The 1817-nt window shown below is 68.8% G+C and carries 2 protein-coding genes; both read right to left on the bottom strand.

What is annotated here, in order from left to right:
* On the bottom strand, positions 1-948 hold a 948-nt coding region (locus IF19_RS0134230), incomplete at its 3' end, for an electron transfer flavoprotein subunit alpha/FixB family protein (RefSeq protein ID WP_032748960.1).
* A gap of 71 nt (positions 949-1019) precedes the next feature.
* Positions 1020-1805: an electron transfer flavoprotein subunit beta/FixA family protein gene (locus IF19_RS0134225; protein ID WP_030278130.1), complete on the bottom strand. Its 786-nt coding sequence runs from the start codon at positions 1803-1805 to the stop codon at positions 1020-1022.
* Positions 1806-1817 lie beyond the last annotated feature (12 nt).

Below are 1817 nucleotides of genomic sequence, written 5' to 3'. Positions count from 1 at the left end.
GGTGATCTCCTCGGTGAGCTGGGGGACGACGGTGAAGAGGTCGCCCACGACGCCGTAGTCGACGAGCTCGAAGATCGGGGCCTCGGGGTCCTTGTTGATCGCGACGATCGTCTTCGAGGTCTGCATCCCCGCCCGGTGCTGGATCGCACCGGAGATACCCGAGGCGATGTACAGCTGCGGGGAGACGGACTTGCCGGTCTGCCCGACCTGCGAGGTGTGCGGGTACCAGCCCGCGTCCACCGCCGCACGCGAGGCGCCCACCGCGGCGCCCAGCGAGTCCGCGAGCGCCTCGATCAGCGGGAAGTTCTCCGCACCGTTGACACCACGGCCGCCCGAGACCACGATCGCGGCCTCGGTCAGCTCCGGACGCCCCGTCGACTCACGCGGCGTCCGCGAGACCACCTTCGTGCCCGTCGCGCTGTCACCGAACGACACCGTCAGCGCCTCGACCGCACCCGCGGCGGCGGCCGGCTCGACCGGGGCCGAGTTCGGCTTGACCGTGATCACCGGAACACCCTTGGAGACCCGGGACTTGGTGGTGTAGGAGGCGGCGAAAACGGCCTGCGTCGCGACCGGACCCTGCTCACCGGCCTCCAGGTCGGTGGCGTCGGTGATGATCCCCGAGCCGATCCGCAGCGCGAGACGCGCGGCGATCTCCTTGCCCTCCGCGGAGGACACCACCAGCACCGCCGCCGGGGACACCGCCTCGACCGCGGCCTGCAGCGCGTCCACCTTCGGCACCACCAGGTAGTCCGCGAACTCCGGGGCATCCGAGGTCAGCACCTTCACCGCACCGTGCTCACCCAGGACACCCGCGGTCGCCTCGGCACCCGTACCCAGCGCGACGGCGACCGGGTCACCGATCCGACGCGCCAGCGTCAACAGCTCCAGGGTGGGCTTACGGACCGCACCATCCACATGGTCGACCAGAACCAGAACTTCAGCCATGACAACGCACTCCAGACAGACGAGAGAAGAGAGGAAAGGGGGAAACACACCCCCCGGGGGAACGGTGGGGCCTAGATGAACTTCTGGCCCGCGAGGTACTCGGCCAGCTGCCTGCCGCCCTCACCCTCGTCCTTCACGATCGTGCCCGCCGTCCGCGCCGGACGCTCCGCCGCCGAATCGACCGCCGTCCACGCACCCGCCAGACCCACCTCCTCCGCCTCCAGACCCAGATCCTCCAGATCCAGCGACTCCACCGGCTTCTTCTTCGCCGCCATGATCCCCTTGAACGACGGGTAACGCGCCTCACCCGACTGGTCGGTCACCGACACCACCGCCGGCAACGACGCCTCCAGCCGCTCCGACGCCGTGTCACCATCACGCCGCCCCGACACCACACCGCCGTCCACCGACACCTCGGACAGCAGCGTCACCTGCGGCACCCCCAGCCGCTCCGCCAGCAACGCCGGCAGCACACCCATCACCCCGTCCGTCGACGCCATACCACAGACCACCAGGTCATAGCCGGTCTTCTCGACCGCCTTCGCCAGCACCAGCGACGTCCCCATCACATCCGTGCCGTGCAGATCGTCGTCCTCGACGTGAACCGCCTTGTCCGCACCCATCGACAACGCCTTGCGCAACGCATCCCGGGCATCCTCCGGACCCACCGTCACCACGGTGATCTCCGCATCGTCCGCCTCGTCCGCGATCTGCAACGCCTGCTCGACCGCGTACTCGTCCAGCTCCGACAGCAGACCATCGACATCATCACGGTCCAGCGTCAGGTCATCGGCGAAACGCCGGTCACCGGTCGCGTCGGGCACGTACTTCACACAGACAACGATCCTCAAGCTCACGCCGGCTCTCCT

This window comes from Streptomyces californicus, assembly GCF_000717645.1.
In the GTDB taxonomy this organism is placed as follows: Bacteria; Actinomycetota; Actinomycetes; order Streptomycetales; family Streptomycetaceae; genus Streptomyces; species Streptomyces californicus.
The sequence above is the reverse complement of the archived record's forward strand: the minus strand, read 5'-3'. Positions and strand labels throughout refer to the sequence as shown.